General features: G+C 73.1%; 11 protein-coding genes and 1 pseudogene. 4 read left to right on the forward strand and 8 right to left on the reverse strand.

Going from position 1 to position 15,149, the window contains the following annotated elements; translation table 11 throughout:
* Positions 1–42 precede the first annotated feature (42 nt).
* On the reverse strand, positions 43–1,194 hold the full coding sequence (locus OG736_RS10455; protein ID WP_327187574.1) for an acyl-CoA dehydrogenase family protein: 1,152 nt from the start codon (positions 1,192–1,194) through the stop codon (positions 43–45).
* Between the two features lie 91 nt (positions 1,195–1,285).
* On the opposite strand from OG736_RS10455, the gene OG736_RS10460 reads away from it, so the two are divergent.
* The 3 genes from OG736_RS10460 (at position 1,286) to OG736_RS10470 (ending at position 4,152) form a co-directional block, all read left to right on the forward strand.
* The gene (locus tag OG736_RS10460; RefSeq protein WP_327182186.1) at positions 1,286–1,927 is read left to right on the forward strand and encodes a TetR/AcrR family transcriptional regulator; all 642 of its coding nucleotides are present in this window, start codon (positions 1,286–1,288) and stop codon (positions 1,925–1,927) included.
* Positions 1,928–1,961: 34 nt separating this feature from the next.
* Positions 1,962–2,816, forward strand: coding sequence for an ArsR/SmtB family transcription factor (locus tag OG736_RS10465; protein ID WP_327182187.1), 855 nt, complete (start codon positions 1,962–1,964; stop codon positions 2,814–2,816).
* Positions 2,817–3,132: 316 nt separating this feature from the next.
* Positions 3,133–4,152 (forward strand): DMT family transporter, encoded by a 1,020-nt coding sequence (locus tag OG736_RS10470; RefSeq protein ID WP_442817015.1) that lies wholly within the window; start codon positions 3,133–3,135, stop codon positions 4,150–4,152.
* 42 nt (positions 4,153–4,194) lie between these two features.
* Here OG736_RS10470 and OG736_RS10475 read toward each other — a convergent pair whose 3' ends face one another.
* The 4 genes from OG736_RS10475 to OG736_RS10490 all read right to left on the reverse strand — a co-directional run bounded on the left by OG736_RS10475 (position 4,195) and on the right by OG736_RS10490 (position 9,102).
* On the reverse strand, positions 4,195–5,277 hold the full coding sequence (locus OG736_RS10475) for a Zn-dependent alcohol dehydrogenase (protein WP_327182188.1): 1,083 nt from the start codon (positions 5,275–5,277) through the stop codon (positions 4,195–4,197).
* Between the two features lie 15 nt (positions 5,278–5,292).
* Complete coding sequence (locus OG736_RS10480; RefSeq protein ID WP_327182189.1) at positions 5,293–6,681, reverse strand: aldehyde dehydrogenase family protein; 1,389 nt, start codon at positions 6,679–6,681, stop codon at positions 5,293–5,295.
* A 132-nt stretch (positions 6,682–6,813) separates the two neighbouring features.
* Complete coding sequence (locus OG736_RS10485; protein ID WP_327182190.1) at positions 6,814–8,148, reverse strand: ABC transporter ATP-binding protein; 1,335 nt, start codon at positions 8,146–8,148, stop codon at positions 6,814–6,816.
* Positions 8,149–8,385: 237 nt separating this feature from the next.
* Positions 8,386–9,102 carry a class F sortase gene (locus OG736_RS10490; RefSeq protein WP_327182191.1) on the reverse strand — a complete coding sequence of 239 codons (717 nt, stop codon included), beginning with the start codon at positions 9,100–9,102 and terminating at the stop codon, positions 8,386–8,388.
* Here OG736_RS10490 and OG736_RS47265 point away from each other — a divergent pair.
* Positions 9,101–9,355 (forward strand): annotated as a pseudogene (locus OG736_RS47265) (hypothetical protein); the annotation flags it as partial. The gene OG736_RS10490 and the pseudogene OG736_RS47265 overlap by 2 nt on opposite strands.
* A 679-nt stretch (positions 9,356–10,034) precedes the next feature.
* Here the strand turns inward: OG736_RS47265 and OG736_RS10500 are convergent.
* From OG736_RS10500 to OG736_RS10510, 3 genes are all read right to left on the reverse strand, one after another.
* On the reverse strand, positions 10,035–11,273 hold the full coding sequence (locus OG736_RS10500; RefSeq protein WP_327187576.1) for an MFS transporter: 1,239 nt from the start codon (positions 11,271–11,273) through the stop codon (positions 10,035–10,037).
* A 32-nt stretch (positions 11,274–11,305) separates the two neighbouring features.
* The gene (locus OG736_RS10505; RefSeq protein ID WP_327182192.1) at positions 11,306–12,730 is read right to left on the reverse strand and encodes a CitMHS family transporter; all 1,425 of its coding nucleotides are present in this window, start codon (positions 12,728–12,730) and stop codon (positions 11,306–11,308) included.
* A 141-nt stretch (positions 12,731–12,871) separates the two neighbouring features.
* Positions 12,872–15,109, reverse strand: a complete 2,238-nt coding sequence (locus OG736_RS10510; protein WP_327182193.1) for a molybdopterin oxidoreductase family protein — start codon at positions 15,107–15,109, stop codon at positions 12,872–12,874.
* Between the last annotated feature and the right edge of the window lie 40 nt (positions 15,110–15,149).

Below are 15,149 nucleotides of genomic sequence, written 5' to 3' on the forward strand. Positions count from 1 at the left end.
ACATCCGCGCACCTACTCAGACACGTACTCAGGTGCTCCGGCTCAGAACGCCGAAACCCCCGTCAGCGCCCGCCCGATGAGCAGCTTCTGGATCTGGCTGGTGCCCTCGTAGAGGGTCATCACGCGGGCGTCGCGCAGGAGCTTGCCCGCCGGATACTCGTCGATGTAGCCGTAGCCGCCGAAGACCTGGAGGGCGTTGTTGGCGGCGCGGACGGCGGCCTCCGAGGCGAAGAGCTTGGCCTTCGAGGACTCGGTGGCGAAGGGCAGGCCCCGGTCGATCAGGTCGGCGACCCGCCAGGTCAGCAGCCGGGCCGCGTCCACGTCGACCGCGATGTCGCTGATCAGTTCCTGGACCAGCTGGTGGTGGGCGATGGGCCTGCCGAACTGCTCGCGCTCGCCCGCGTACCGCACCGCCGCGTCCAGGGCGGCCTGCGCGATGCCGACACAGCCGGCCGCGACCGACATACGGCCCTTGGCCAGCGCCGACATCGCGACGGAGAAACCCTTGCCCTCGGGCGCCAGCATCGCGGAGGCGGGGACCCGGACGTCGTCCAGGACGAGTTCGGCGGTCGCCTGGCCGCGCAGGCCGAGCTTGCCGTGGATCGCACGGCGGCTCAGGCCCGGGGTGTCGGTGGGGACGAGGAACGCGGAGACGCCCTTGTGGCCCGGCGCGTCCGTCGAGCGGGCGAAGAGCAGGACCACGTCGGCCCAGGTGCCGTTCGTGATGAACATCTTGGTGCCGTTGACGACGTAGGAGTCGCCGTCGCGGACCGCGCGGGTGGCGAGGTTGCCGGCGTCCGAGCCGGTGCCGGGCTCGGTGAGGCCGAAGCAGCCGACGTACTCGCCGGACGTCAGCCCCGGCAGCCAGCGCCGCTTCTGCTCCTCGCTCCCCCAGGCCGCGACGGTCTTCGCGACCAGCCCGAGGGAGACGGACACGATCCCGCGCACGGACGAGTCCCCGCGGCCCAGCTCCTCCGTGACCAGGCAGTACGCGAGGTGGTCGCCGCCCGAGCCGCCGTACTCCTCGTCGATCGTCAGGCCGAGGAAGCCGACCTCGCCGAGCTTCTTGACCAGGGACCGGTCGATGTCCTCGGCGCGGTCCCAGGCGACGACGTGCGGGGCGACCTCGCGGTCCACGAAGTCCTTGGCGAGCCGCCGGACGGCCTCCTGCTCCTCGCTGAGCGCCAGATTCACCACGAGATCACCTCACAGAGGAAGGCCTTCAGGACCGCTTCACGATTGCCGCTTAAATTAGCACTGCTAGTTTTCGTTCCGCAGCCCTACTATGTGCGCCATGGCCCGACCGCGCAAGCCCCTTCTCAGCACCGACCGGATCGTCGAGACCGCACGGACGCTCGTGGACGCGGAGGGCCTGCCGGCCGTCTCCACGCGGAGGCTCGCCGCCGAGCTGGGGGTGAGCGGGCCCTCGCTGTACAACCACTTCCGCACGAAGGACGAGATCCTGGAGGCCGTCGCCGACTCGGTGAGCGCGCAGGTCGACCTGTCGATGTTCGAGGACGGCCGGGAGTGGCGGACCGCGCTGCGCGACTGGGCCGTCTCCTACCGCGCCGCCCTGCGCGACCACCCGAACATCGTCCCGGTGCTCGCCCGGGGCCCCGGCCGCCGGCCGGCCGGGCTGCGGCTCGCCGACGCGGTGTACGGCGCGATGGTCCGCGCCGGATGGCCGCCCGCGCAGGCCACCTCCATCGGCGCGCTGATGCGGTACTTCGTCATGGGCTCCGCGCTCGGCTCGTTCGCCGGCGGCTTCGTCGACGACGTCAGCGCCTACGACCCCGCGGACTACCCGCACCTCGGACAGGCCCACCTCCTCGCCGAGCAGCAGGAGAAGATCGACGACCGGGCGTTCGACACCGGGCTGACGGCACTGCTGGACGGGCTCTCCCAGCAGTTCCGACAGCTGCCCTAGCACGGTTCGGCGGTCGCCGAAGTGTCCGTCGCGCATGCTGGGAGACGTGAGCATCACGGACACCGGGAACGACAGGGACGTACGGGCGCCGGGGCTGGCCGCCCTGGCCGGGCTCGTCGCCGACGAGACGCGGGCCGTCTGTCTGCTGGCGCTGCTCGACGGGCGGGCGTGGACCGCCGGTGAGCTGGCCCGGCACGCGGGCGTGGCCCCGTCGACGCTGAGCGAGCACCTGGGCAAGCTGGTCGCGGGCGGGCTGCTGGCCGAGGAACGGCAGGGACGGCACCGGTACGTACGGCTCGCCGACACCCGGGTCGCCCAGCTCGTGGAGGACCTGGCCGCCCAGGTCGCCCCGCGCCCCGCCCACCGGCCGCGCACCCTGCGCGCCGCGAGCGCCGGATCGGCGATGGCCCGGGGCCGGACCTGCTACGACCACCTCGCCGGCCGGCTCGGCATCGCCGTAACTGACGCGCTCACCGCCCACGGCCTGCTGAGCGCGGTGAGCGAGCCGGGGGGACGGAGCGACGGGAAGGAAGCGGGACCGGCGGCGGGCGGACCGGCCGCACCGGCGTCACCGAAGGGACCACCGGCGTCGTCGGCGTCCAGGGAGAGGGCCACCGGGTTCCTGCTGACCGAGGCCGGGCTGCGGTGGTTCGAGGGCAGTGGCATCGCGCTCGACCGCGCGACCCGCCGGCCGCTCGCCCGCGCCTGCCTGGACTGGACCGAGCGCCGCCCGCATCTGGCGGGTGCGGCGGGCGCGGCCCTGTGCCGACACGCCCTCGACGCGGGATGGTGCGTGCGGATCGGCTCCGAGCGAGCCGTGAAGGTGACGGCGGTGGGCGAACGGGCGCTGGCCGAGCTGCTGGGCATCGAGGCGGGCGCGCTGCGGTGACCTTCACTCGGTGCCCCGCACGAGGTGACCCTCACTCGCCGGCCGCACTCGCTTGCCCGCGGGGCGCGGCGGGAGCCCGGCCGCGACTCGGAGGGACCGACGCCGTCCCGTCCGTCTCTCGCCCCCCGTCTCACGGCCCGCCGGCCTCACGGCCCCACGCCTCGCAGCCCCGCAACCCCACAGCTCGCCGTCTCTCGCCCCGTCTCACGGCCCCACGGCCCCCGCGGCCCCAAGCCTCGCAGCCGCCCCCTGCCTCTCGATCTCTCGTCCGAAATCCGCGAGCTTTCGGCCCGCGTTTCTTCCTAGCCTGAGGAGCATGATGAACAGCCCCCGGCGTACCGAACGTCGTACCGAGTTGCTCGCCGCCGGTGCGGCCGCCGTGACCGTCGTGCTGTGGGCCTCGGCCTTCGTGTCGATCCGCAGTGCGGGCGACGCGTACTCGCCGGGGGCGCTGGCGCTCGGGCGGCTGGCCTCCGGGGCACTGGTGCTGGGGGTCATCTGCGCCGTGCGGCGCGCGGGATGGCCGCCGAGGGCCGCCTGGCGCGGGATCGCCGTGTCGGGCGTGCTGTGGTTCGGCTTCTACATGGTGGTGCTCAACTGGGGTGAGCAGCAGGTGGACGCGGGGACGGCGGCTCTGGTGGTGAACATCGGGCCGATCCTCATCGCCCTGCTCGGCGCACGGCTGCTCGGGGACGTGATGCCGCCGCGGCTGCTGGCGGGGATGGCCGTGTCGTTCGCGGGCGCGGTCGCGGTGGGGCTGTCGATGTCGGGCGAGGGCGGATCGTCGGTGCTCGGGGTGGTGCTGTGTCTGCTCGCCGCCTTCGGTTACGCGGGCGGGGTCGTCGCGCAGAAGCCCGCCCTGGGCCGGGCGACCGCGCTCCAGGTGACGACGTTCGGATGTGTCATCGGGACGGTGGTCTGTCTGCCGTTCGCGGGGCAGCTGGTCCATGAGGCGGCCGACGCGCCGGTCTCCGCGACGCTCAACATGGTCTACCTGGGCGTCTTCCCGACCGCGCTCGCCTTCACCACGTGGGCGTACGCGCTGGCCCGGACGACGGCGAGCCGCATGGGCGCGACCACGTACGCCGTGCCCGCACTGGTCGTCCTGATGTCGTGGCTGGCGCTGGGCGAGGTGCCGGGGCTGCTCACCCTGGCCGGTGGGCTGCTGTGCCTGGCGGGTGTGGCCGTGTCGCGGTCGAGGCCGCGTGTGCCGCGCACCCCGTCGGCGCGGGAGCCGGGGGCGACGCCGGGGGCAGATGCGGCGCAGAGGGCCGAAGCGGGGCAGGACGTTCCGGCGCCGGGGCCCGACCGGGAGGTCGGCCCCCGGACGGGCTGAGAGCGCCCGGGTCGAGCTGAGAGCGCCGGAGCGAGGCCACCGTCAGAACATCACCAGCGCCCGCCCTCCCTTGCCCGCCAGCATGTCGTCGAAGGCCCCCGGGATGTCCTCCAGAGCGATGCGCTCCGTCACCAGGGCGCTCAGGTCGAGACGGCCCGCCCGGACGTGGTCGGCGAGGACCGGGAGGTCCTTCGCCGGGTCGCAGTTGCCGTAGACGCAGCCGGCGAGGGTGCGGCCCCAGTGGAAGATCTCCAGGGCGTTGAAGGTCACCTGCTGGTCCTTGCCGCCGATGCCGACGACCGTGGTACGGCCGCCGCGCCGGGTCGACTCCCAGGCCGTCCGGATGGTGACCGCGCGGCCCACGCACTCGACGGCCACGTCGACCCCCTGCTTGCCGGTGAGGGCGCGGATCTCGCGGGCGGTCTGCTCGGAGGCGACCACGTACTCCGTGGCGCCCGCCCCCCGGGCCAGGTCCTCCTTCTCCGGGGAGACGTCGACGGCGACGATCGTCGAGGCGCCGGCGATCCGGGCCGCCTGGAGGGTGGCGAGGCCGACCCCGCCGACGCCGAAGACGGCGACCGTCTCGCCGGGGCGGACCCGCGCGGAGTGGTGGATCGCGCCGTAGCCGGTGAGGACGGCGCAGCCGAGGAGGGCCGCGTCGGTGAGCGGGATGCCGTCCGGCAGGGGCAGCACGCAGGAGGCCGGGACGACGGTCTCCTCGGCGAAGGCGGCGACGTTCAGCCCGGGGTGGAGGTCCGTGCCGTCCGTCGTGCGGGCGTACACCTTCGCGGCCCCGTTGAGGGCGTTCACGCACAGCCACACCTCGCCGAGCGTGCACGGGTGGCAACTTCCGCAGGAAGGAGCCCAGTTGAGGATGACACCGGCGCCGGGCGCCAGGTGTTCGACCCCTTCGCCGACGGCGACGACCGTGCCCGCGCCCTCGTGGCCCAGGACCGCGGGGAGCGGCAGCCGCATGGTGCCGTCGGACAGGGACAGGTCGGAGTGACAGACCCCGGCGGCGGCGAGCCGGACGCGGACCCGGCCGGGGCCGGGGTCCGGAAGGACGATCTCCCTGATCTCCAAGGGAGCGCCGATGGCGGGGAGTACGGCGGCGCGGACAGCCATGTTCGGTTGACTCCCTTAGAACTGGAGGGACTTGGTCTGGAGGTACTCGGCGAGACCGTGGGCGCCGAGCTCGCGGCCCACACCCGACTGCTTGTAGCCGCCGAACGGCGCGAGCGGGTTGAAGCGGCCGCCGTTGATGTCGACCTGGCCGGTCTCCATCCGGCGGGCGAAGGCCACCGCCTCCGCCTCGTCACCGGCCCAGACGGCACCCGCGAGCCCGTATACCGTGCCGTTGGCGATCCGCAGGGCGTCCTCCTCGTCCTCGTAGCGCAGGACGGACAGGACGGGGCCGAAGATCTCCTCCTGGGCGATGGCCATGCCGGGGGTGACGTCGGCGAAGACCGTGGGGCGGACGAAGTAGCCCTGCTCGCGCGGGGACTCTGGGCCGCCCGCGACCAGCCGCGCACCCTCGGCGACGCCCTTCTCGATGTACCCCCGCACCCGGTCCCGCTGTGCGGCGTTGACGACGGGGCCGATGCGGTCGGCGTACTTGGCGGCCGCCGCCGCGGCGAGCTCGACCGCCTCGTCGTACCGGTCGCGGTGGACGAGCATCCGGGTCCAGGCGCTGCACGTCTGGCCGGAGTTGGACATCACGTTGGCGACACCGACGTTGACCGCCCGGGCGAGGTCGGCGCTCGGCAGGATGACGTTGGCGGACTTGCCGCCGAGTTCCAGGGCCACCTTCTTCACGGCCGCGCCCGCCGTCGCCGCGATCCGCCTGCCCACGGCCGTGGAGCCGGTGAAGGACACCAGGTCGACGCCGGGATGCTCGACCAGGGCCTGGCCGGCGACCGGGCCGAGGCCGGTGACGAGGTTGAGGACGCCGGCCGGGACGCCCGCCTCGTGGACCGCCTCCGCGAAGAGCTGGGCGGTCAGCGGGGTGTCCTCGGCGGGCTTCAGGACCACCGTGCAGCCCGCGGCGAGGGCCGGGGCGACCTTGGCGACGATCTGGTGCAGCGGGTAGTTCCAGGGGGTGATGGCGCCGACCACGCCGATCGGCTCCTGGAACACGGTCGAGTTGCCGACCTTCTCCTCGAAGGGGTGGGTCGCGGCCAGCTCGGCGTAGGAGCCCGCGACCGCGATCGGCACCGCCGCGTGGACGGCCTGGGAGAAGGCCAGGGGCGAGCCGAGTTCGGCGGTGACCGTCTCGGCGATCTCGTCCTTGCGGGCCGCCAGGACGTCCCGGAGCGCGGCCAGCCGGGCCGCGCGCTCGGCGGGCGGGGTCGCGGCCCAGCCCGGCAGGGCGGCGCGGGCCGCCCGTACGGCGGCGTCGACGTCCACGGCGTCACCCGCCGGGACCCGGGCGATCACCTGCTCTCCCACCGGGTCGACGACCTCGATCACATCCCGGCCCGCGGCCGGGCGCCATGCGCCGTCGAGATAGATGCCGTCATGTGCCTTCATCGCGTTCCCTTCGGGCGGGCGTCGTCGTCCGCGCCCTAAACTAGCGCTGTTAGTTTTCTGGCACCAGGGGACGACGGGTGAAGGACTCGGAACACGCGGGGCGCCGGACCGCGGACACCGCGGGACGCCCTCTCACTCGTCGAGGTCCGGCAGCCGGGCCGGAGCCGGGCTGATGCGCTCGCCGTGCTGGTCGAAGACGAAGAGATGGGCGATGTCGACGAGGAGCGGGACCTGCATCCCGTGGCGGAGGTCGAAGTCGGGAGTGGTGCGCACGACGAGGTCGCCGAGGGGGCGGGCCTCCGGGGACGCGAGCGCCTCCTGCGCCGACGGCTCGTCCAGTACGTCGACCGCACCGGTCCGCAGGCCGCCCGCGCCCTTCCGCAGCCGGTCCAGGACCCCGCCCTCGCGGCGCCGCCGCCGGGGCGGCCGCCGGCCGGGACGGGGCGCCTCCAGCTCCGGCACGACCGCGAGCCGGGAGCCGGTGTTGAAGTGGACGAGCACCTCGTGCCCCTGGAACTCCACGTGCTCCACCAGACCGGTGATGTGCGTCTCGCCGGGCCGGGCGTCGGCGGGCGTGGCGATACGGACGGCCTCCGAGCGCAGTCCGACGATCACCTCCCGCCCCTGCTGCACGCGCAGCAGCTTGTGGTCCAGGGAGTGGGGCTCGGGCAGCCGCAGCGCCTGCTTGCCGAGGTTGATCGTCATGGCTCCGTCGAGCGGGGCGCGGACCAGACCGCGCAGGAGGTTGATGCGCGGGGTGCCGATGAACGCGGCGACGAAGATGTTGCGCGGCAGGGCGTAGACGGACCGCGGGGTGCCCACCTGCTGGAGCACTCCGCCGCGCAGTACGGCGACCCGGTCACCGAGCGACATGGCCTCGGACTGGTCGTGCGTGACGTAGACCGTGGTGACGCCCAGATGCCGGGTCAGCTTGGATATCTCGGCCCGCAGATGGTTGCGGAGCTTGGCGTCGAGGTTGGACAGCGGCTCGTCCATCAGGAAGGCGGAGGGGTGCCGGGCGATGGCCCGGCCCATGGCGACGCGCTGGCGTTCACCGCCGGAGAGCTGGCCGGGGAAGCGGTCGAGCAGGTCCTCGATGCCGAGCATCCGGGCGGTGGCGTCCACACGGGGGCCCGGGTCGGCGCCGGGGGCCTCGATGCGCAGCGGGAAGCCGATGTTGTCGCGGCCGGTCATGTTCGGGTAGAGCGCGAAGTTCTGGAAGACCATCGCGATGTCCCGCTCCGAGGGCGCCAGGTCGTTGGCGTACTCGCCGTCGAGCCGTAACTCGCCCTCGGTGATGTGCTCCAGGCCGGCGATCATGCGGAGCACGGTGGACTTTCCGCAGCCGGAGGGGCCGAGCAGGACCAGGAACTCGCCGGGCGCGATGTCCAGGGACAGCCGGTCCACGACCCGGACGCCTCGGGTGTGGACCTTGCTGACGTCGTGCAACGAGATGGCGCGTGTCATGAGAAGTGTCCCCGGGGACTCGTGTGCCGGGCCGGCCCGGCCGGTGCTCCGCTGTCCGACCTGCCCCGTGCGGGTCGAACGGGGCTTGTGAGTCACGGAAGTTAACGGACTGTACGCACCCGGGGGAAGAGACAGGCCCGGATCGGACGCCCCCGTCCGACTGGTGAGAAACCGGACTGTCCGGTTCAGCCTGCGTCGGCCCCGCGGCCCGGACACCGGCGCGGCCACGGCCGCGGGTCAGCGGGTCGCCGTCAGATGGGCGAAGACGACGACGTTGCTGGTGTATCCGGTCGCGTGCCGGAAGAGGCCCCCGCAGGTGAGGATGCGCAGCTCGGGGCGGCGGGTCGGGCCGTACACCTCCTTGTCGGGGAAGGTGGCCTTGTCGAAGACGCGCACCCGGTCCACGGTGTAGACGGCCGTGCGGCCGTCGGCGCGCCGGGCCTCGATCCGGGCGCCCCGGGCCACGCGCGCGAGGCCCGCGAAAACCGCCGGGCCGGTCTTGGTGTCACGGTGGCCCACGGCGATGGCGGTCCCCCGCTCCCCCGGCGTGGGGCCACCCGCATACCAGCCGACCAGCTTCGGCCGGTCGAGCGGGGGTGTCCCGAGGTGCCGGTCCGGGCCGAGCCGGAGCGGGACGATCGGCGCGTCGATGCCCAGGGAGGGCACGCGCAGGGTGGTCGCCGGGGACCGGGGCAGCGGGCGGGGTGGGGGTCCCGGGCTCTTCGACGCCTTCCCCCCCGCCGTCCGGCCCTCTTCGGCGTCGCCCCCGAGGGCCGGGGCGGCCTGCGCCCCACCGGACGCCACCTCCCCGGCCCGGGCCGCCGCGGCCGGGCCGTCGTGCCCCCCGCACCGGACTCCGACCGTCACCAGGACGACCGCGAACACGGCCGTCCTGGTGAGGCGGTAGGCGCGGGTCCGGTGCCAGGGCCTGCGTACGCGCCTACGCGGCACCATGGGTGCGCCGGCGGATCAGGCGGAAGTAGGCGACTCCACCGACGGCCACCAGTCCGACGGCCGCGGCTCCGGCCAGCGGGGTGAAGGCCTGCGCGGTGTCGGCGAGACCGCCGCCGCCCGCGTGCACGCCGCCCTCCGGGCCGCCCTTCTCACCGCTCCAGGCGGAGCCGCCCTGCGTTCCGCCTTCCCTCCCGCCGGCGCCCTGCGAAGTACCGTTCTGCGCGGCGCCGTTCTGCGCGGCGCCGTTCTGCGCGGCGCCGTTCTGCGCGGCGCTGTTCTGCGTGGCGCTGTTCTGGCCGCCACCGTTCTGGCCGCCACCGGCCTGGCCGTCAGGACCGCCGGCTTCGCGGCCGTCGTCCGTGATCGGGCGGTTCGGGCTGCCGTTCCCCTCGCGCTGGCCCTCAGGGCAGTTGATCTTGAAGACCTTCACCCTGGGCGAGGGGACCGGCACGTCTCCGGGGATGGTCCACTCGAGCGTGTACGACCCCTCGGCCAGCCCCAGGGTGTCGGTGTGCCCGGAGCCCTGGGTCAGGGTGATGGTGCCGGTGACGGTGGCGGTGTCGGGGGCCGGGGGCCGCGCCTTGATGGTGTACCCGACGGACGACAGCTCGCCGAAGTTGGCGGCGTCGAGGTAGAAACGGCAGGCCACCGGGTCGTCCTTCGAGACGCCCGGAGGGACCTGCTCACGGTGGATCCTGATGTCACCGGCCTCCCCCACGGCCACGGCGGACGGTGCCGAGAGGCAGGTGAACCCCGCCGCGGCGAGCACCGTGAGAGCCGTGACGCCGAGGCGGGAGCCGAGGGCGGACGGGAGCGTCGAGCTGGACATGCGCATTCCTCCGAGTCAGGACGATTTTCATACAAATCGCTCTTGCACCTGACTCTCTTTCACATCGGCGTCCACGACTGTGGGAGCGCCGCCCGACGCGCCGTCAGACATCGCTCGACCGGCGCAACCCCGAGCCGGACCGGCGCCGCCGGGGCACGGCCGCCTCCCCCTGCGCGTCCCCGCGCGACCGCACCGCCACCCCCGACGACACCAGCAACAGCACCCCCAGCATCACGAACGGCGCAGCCACCCCCGCGACCCCGGCCACCAGTCCCGCGGCGGCGGGCGCGGCGACCTGGCCCAGCCGGTTGCCGGTGAGGCGCAGCGCGAGCGCGGTGGAACGGGCGCCGTCGGGCGCCGCCTGGACGACGGTCGTCATGGACAGCGGCTGCCCGACGCCGAGGCAGAAGCCGAGCAACGCGAGGATCACGCCCAGCCCCCAGACCGGCACCGGCAGCGCGATCCCGGCGCACAGCAGGGCCGCCAGCAGACAGGTCACGGTGAGCAGCAGGGTCCGGCCGAGCAGCCGCAACAGGGGGGTGAGGACGAGCCGGCAGGCGATGGAGGCCGCCGCGCGGACGCTGAGCAGGACGCCGATGACGGACGGCGCGATGCCCCGGTGCTCGCCGACCACCGGCAGATAGGCGGTGAGGATGTCGGTCGCGGACAGCACGGACAGGCTGACGAGGATGCCGGCGGGGACGCCCCGGGCATGCAGGATGCGGCCGACGGGGACGCGTTCGCCCTGCTCCGTACGGGACTTGGGTGTGGTGTCGCGGTGTTCGACGCGCCACAGCGAGGTGAACGCGACCGCGCAGCCGGCGCCCGCGACCAGCAGGGCGAGTGCGCTGCTGTCCGCCATGTCGCCACCGCCGATCAGCGCTCCGGCCGCGATCGGGCCGACCAGCTGGCCGATGGAGGCGCCGATGGTGAAGTGGCCGAAGTTGCGGTCCTGTTCGTGCGGCGCGGACTGGCGGGCGACGAGCGACTGCGAGCCGATGACGAAGCAGAGGTGGCCGAGGCCCATCACCCCGCTCCACAGCGCCATCGTCCAGAGGGAGCCGGCGACCCCGCTCAGCACACAGCCGCCGGATATGAGGACCACTCCGACGGGCAGCAGCGGCGCGCAGCGGCCGTGGTCGGTGCGGCGGCCCAGCGGTACGGCGGCGAAGAGCGGCAGCAGCGCGTACACACCCGCGATGACGCCGATCGCCCGCTCGTCCGCGCCCAGCGCGAGGGCCCGGTAGGAGACGGCGGGCCGCGCCATCGACACCGCCCCCTGCGCGAAGCCGAAGGCGATGACGAGACGGAGCAGCCAGCCGCGGTTCCCGCCGGGCCTCACAAGTTCCTCCATGGTCGGCTCAGATGACCGGCTCAGATGATCCCGAACAGGATGCCCGCACCGAGGATCGCCAGGCAGGTCAGGGCGGCCCACTTGACCACGAACCTCGTGTGGTCGCCGAACTCGACCTTCGCCATGCCGACGAGGACGTAGACCGCCGGGACGAGCGGGCTCGACATGTGCAGGGGCTGGCCGACGAGCGAGGCGCGGGCCATCTCCAGCGGCGAGACGCCGTGCGCCGCACCGGCCTCGGCGAGGACCGGCAGGACGCCGAAGTAGAAGCCGTCGTTCGACATGAAGTAGGTGAGCGGGAGGCTCAGGACGCCGGTGACGAGGGCCATGTGCGGACCCATGCCCGCGGGGATGACGTCCACCATCCACGTGGCCATGTGGTCGACCATGCCGGTGCCCTGGAGGACGCCGGTGAAGACGGCGGCGGCGAAGACCATGCCGGAGACGTTCAGGACGTTGTCGGCGTGGGCGGCGAGGCGGGCCTTCTGGTCCGGGATGTGCGGGAAGTTGACGCTGAGGGCGAGCGCGGCGCCGAGCAGGAACAGCACCGGGATCGGCAGCCACTCCATGATCATGGAGGTGAGCAGCGTGACCGTGAGCAGCGCGTTGAACCAGTACAGCTTGGGGCGCAGGGTGGCCCGGTGCGGGTCGAGGCCCTGGAAGTCGTCGTCCTCGTCGTCCTCGTCGTCCTGCGCGGCAGCGGCGGCCGCGTCGGAGCCGGAGCCGGAACCGCCCTTGCGGACGGGGTTCTTGCCGTCGCCGGAGCCGCCGGCGCCCACCAGGACCGTCTCGGTCTCCTTCTCCTCGACCAGCACCTCGTCCAGCGTCAGCGTGCCGAGCCGGGCGCGCTCACGGCGGCCGAGGACGTAGGAGAGGGCGATGACGAAGAGCAGACCCACGGCCAGGGCCGGGATCATCGGCACGAAGATGTCGCTGGCGTCGAGCTTCAGCGCGGTGGCGGCACGGGCGGTCGGGCCGCCCCAGGGCAGCGTGTTCATCACGCCGTTGGCCATCGCCGCGACACCGGTCATCACGACCAGGCTCATCTTCAGGCGCTTGTACAGCGGGTACATCGCCGAGACGGTGATCATGAACGTGGTGGAGCCGTCGCCGTCCAGGGAGACGATCGCGGCGAGCAGCGCCGTACCGACGACGATGCGGAGCGGGTCGGCCTTGCAGAACTTCAGGATGCCCCGAACGATCGGGTCGAAGAGGCCGACGTCGATCATCACACCGAAGTAGACGATCGCGAACATGAGCATCGCCGCCGTGGGGGCGAGGCTGGTGACGCCGTCGATGACGTAGTCACCGAGCTTGGCGCCCTTCCCGACGAAGACGCAGAACAGTGCCGGGATCAACACGAGCGCCGCGATCGGCGACATCTTCTTCAGCATGATCAGGACCAGGAAGGTCGCGATCATGGCGAAGCCGAGGATGGTCAACATGAGTGGATACCTAACGTTCGCCCTTGAACATCCCACCTGGGGGTCGGCGGTGGGTTGACGTTAGGTCCGTTCAAACGGTGTTAACAAGACGTTGACGTGCGAGCAATAAGCGCAAAACTCCAGGTCACAGCTTTGCTCAGCTCAGCGGGCCGTGATGGGGGCAAGTTCGACCGGTACTCCGTTGAGAACGGCGTTGCCCGACAGCGGGTCCAGCAGGCTGCCGTCGAGGAGCTGGTTGACGTTGACGCCGGGGTCCGTGGAGGCATGACTGAGGCGGGTGCCGGGGCGGTCGTGGCCCCAGCCGTGCGGCAGGCTGACCACGCCCCGGCGCACGCCGTCGGTGACCTCGGCCGGTGCGGTCACCTCTCCCCCGGCGCCCTTCACCCGTACCGGGGCGCCGTCCCGCACGCCGAGCCGTTCGGCGTCCTCGGGGTGGATGTGCAGGGTGCAGCGGTTGGTGCCGCCGGTGAGCGCGGGGACGTTGTGCATCCAGCTGTTGTTGGACCGCAGATGGCGCCGGCCGACCAGGACGAGCTCGTCCGGCCGTCGCTTCAGTCCCTCCCGCAGCCGCGGGAGATCGTCGACGATCGGCTGCGGCAGCAGTTCGATCCGCCCGCTGCGCGTCTTCAGCGGCTGGGGCAGACGGGGGCGCAGCGGCCCGAGGTCGATGCCGTGCGGGTGGGCGAGCAGCCGGGCGAGGCCGAGTCCGTCCGGGCGGGCGCCGAAGCCGTCGCCGTAGGGGCCGAGACGCAGCATCATGTCGAGCCGTCGCTCGGGGCCGGTCTCGCCGGTGAGCTCGGCCGCGAGCTCGTGCGGGTCGCGGCCGTGCACGGGCGAGTGCGGCTCCTTCACCGCCTTGCCGAGGGTCTGGCCGATGACCAGGTCGTCCACGGCGGACGGATCGGCGCCGTGCATGCCGGTGGCGGCCAGGGTCAGCCGGGCGAGGATCTCGGTCTCGGCCATCCGGCCGGGCTCGAGCGGGACGGCCGGGCGGCTGTAGCGGACCTGGTTGCGCACGGCGAGGGTGTTGAAGGCGAAGTCGTGGTGCGGGCTCTGCGAGGGCGGCGGCGGGGGCAGCACCACGTCGGCGTGGCGGGAGGTCTCGTTCAGGTAGGGGTCCACGCTGACCATGAAGTCGAGGGAGGCGAGCGCCTTGTCGAGCCGGTCCCCGTCCGGGGCGGACAGGACAGGGTTGGCGGCCACGGCGACGAGCGCGCGGATCGGCTCGCCCTCCGCCGTCGCGGTGTCGATCTCCTCGGCGAGCGCCGACAGCGGCAGCTCGCCCTTGGCCTCCGGGTGCCGGCTCACCCGGGAGTGCCAGCGCGCGAGCCGGAAGCCGTGGCCGGGACCGGCCGGCCGGGGCGTGCGATCGGTGGCGGCCTGCGGGAAGAGGGCGCCGCCGGGCCGGTCCAGGTTGCCGGTGAGGATGTTGAGGATGTCGACGAGCCAGCTGGCGAGGGTGCCGTAGGGGACCGTGCAGCTGCCGATGCGGCCGTAGACGGCGGCGGTGGGGGCGGCGGCGAGTTCGCGGGCCAGGGTGCGGATGAGCGAGGCGTCCACGTCACAGGCGGCGCTCACCGCTTCGGGGGTGAAGTCCCGTACGGCTTCCGCGAGTTCCTCGAGGCCCTCGAGGTGCGGGGCCGACTCGCCGGGATCCACCAGGAGTTCCTCGAAGAGCACCTGGGCCATGGCGGCGAGGAGCAGCGCGTCCGTGCCCGGCCGGATCGGGATGTGGCGGTCGGCGAGCTTCGCGGTGCGGGTGCGGCGCGGGTCGATGACGGTGAGGGTGCCGCCGCGGGCCTTGAGCGCCTTGAGCTTGCCGGGGAAGTCGGCGGCGGTGCACAGACTCCCGTTGGACTCCAGCGGGTTGGCGCCGATGAGCAGGAGATGGTCGGTGTGGTCCAGGTCCGGCACGGGGATCGCGTTGGCGTCGCCGTACAGCAGGCCGCTGGAGACGTGCTTGGGCATCTGGTCGACCGTGGAGGCGGTGAAGAGGCTGCGGGTGCCGAGGCCGGCGATCAGGACGGTCGGGTAGAGCGCGCCGGCCATGGTGTGCACGTTGGGATTGCCGAGGACGACTCCGACGGAGTTCGCCCCGTACCGCTCGACGACCGGCCGGATCCCGGCGGCCACGGCGTCGAAGGCCTCCTCCCAGGTGGCCTCGCGCAGCTCGCCGTCCCGGCGCACCAGGGGCGTCCGCAGCCGGTCGGGGTCACCGTCGACGGCGCCGAAGGAGGCGCCCTTGGGGCAGATGAAACCCTTGCTGAAGACGTCCTCCCGGTCGCCGCGGGCGCCGGTGACCTCCGTCCCCTCGATGGTGAGCGTCAGCCCGCAGGTGGCCTCGCACAACGGGCAGATTCGCAGGGCGGTGCGGGACACGGGTCCTCCTGGGGGCGGCATTGCCATCTCCCGGTGAGCA

Origin of the sequence: Streptomyces sp. NBC_01334 (assembly GCF_035983595.1) — a bacterium.
GTDB classification, from domain to species: domain Bacteria; phylum Actinomycetota; class Actinomycetes; order Streptomycetales; family Streptomycetaceae; genus Streptomyces; species Streptomyces coriariae.

Coding starts and splice junctions, on each gene's coding strand:
- OG736_RS10460 (WP_327182186.1), top strand. CDS start 1,286: ATGTGCGCCATGGCCCGACCGCGCAAGCCCCTTCTCAGCACCGACCGG.
- OG736_RS10465 (WP_327182187.1), top strand. CDS start 1,962: ATGCTGGGAGACGTGAGCATCACGGACACCGGGAACGACAGGGACGTA.
- OG736_RS10470 (WP_442817015.1), top strand. CDS start 3,133: ATGATGAACAGCCCCCGGCGTACCGAACGTCGTACCGAGTTGCTCGCC.
- OG736_RS10475 (WP_327182188.1), bottom strand. CDS start 5,277: ATGGCTGTCCGCGCCGCCGTACTCCCCGCCATCGGCGCTCCCTTGGAG.
- OG736_RS10480 (WP_327182189.1), bottom strand. CDS start 6,681: ATGAAGGCACATGACGGCATCTATCTCGACGGCGCATGGCGCCCGGCC.
- OG736_RS10485 (WP_327182190.1), bottom strand. CDS start 8,148: ATGACACGCGCCATCTCGTTGCACGACGTCAGCAAGGTCCACACCCGA.
- OG736_RS10490 (WP_327182191.1), bottom strand. CDS start 9,102: ATGGTGCCGCGTAGGCGCGTACGCAGGCCCTGGCACCGGACCCGCGCC.
- OG736_RS10505 (WP_327182192.1), bottom strand. CDS start 12,730: ATGTTGACCATCCTCGGCTTCGCCATGATCGCGACCTTCCTGGTCCTG.